Genomic DNA, 739 nt, shown 5'->3' with positions numbered 1-739 from the left:
CCGAGGCCCTCGCCGCCACGGCGACCGGCACCTCGCAGCCGCCCGGGCCGCGGGACGGTTCGTCGCACGCCGGGGAGGGCGCCACGTGCCGCTGATCTCCACGCTGGCCAGGATGGAGGCCGTCGCCGCCGGTACGGCGATGCCGCTGACCACCGTCCGCCACCGCCACCTCTCCGACCGCCCGCTGGTGCTGGTGCCGCTCACCACCGCCGGTGAGGCGGGCGCGCCGCTGGGGGCGCTGGTCGGCACGGACCGGGACGCGCCGCGGCTGCTCACGGTGCCGCAGCCCCGTGACCGCGACCTCCGGTTCGCTTTCCTGGCTGCGCTCGCCGAGGAGGTGCTGCCGCACTTCGAGTCCGTGCTGGAGCCCACCGAGGCCGTCCCGGCGAAGAACGAGGACGAGGAACCGGTGCGGCTGTGCCTGGACGCTCCGCAGCTGCTGGTGCCCAATCCCGGCGGAGTGGAGTTCGTCCGGCTGCTGGGCCGCTCGATGCGGTTCCGCCGCACCGCGGAGGAGGACCCGCGGGCGGCCCACCCGGCGCCCGCCCGCGTCCCGCTGCTCGGCCGCTGGCTGAGCCACTTCGGGGAGCGGGCCCGGGTGCCCGGCTCCTCCCTGCTGCTGGCCATGACCGATCTGCTGGGCCGGCACTGGGCGACGGGCCAGAGCACCCTGGAGGACCAGCACCTGGGCGCCCTGCTCGCCTGGTTCCGGTCCGAGGGCGACGCAGATCGGAAGAGC

1 pseudogene is annotated in these 739 nt (G+C 76.3%); it reads left to right on the top strand.

Annotation, left to right across the window (positions count from 1 at the left end):
- Nucleotides 1–85: 85 nt before the first annotated feature.
- Nucleotides 86–739: pseudogene (locus ACYVE9_RS29425) on the top strand (hypothetical protein); the annotation flags it as partial.

It is taken from the genome of Streptomyces sparsus, from assembly GCF_054776295.1.
This window is presented reverse-complemented; position numbering and strand designations above follow the sequence as displayed.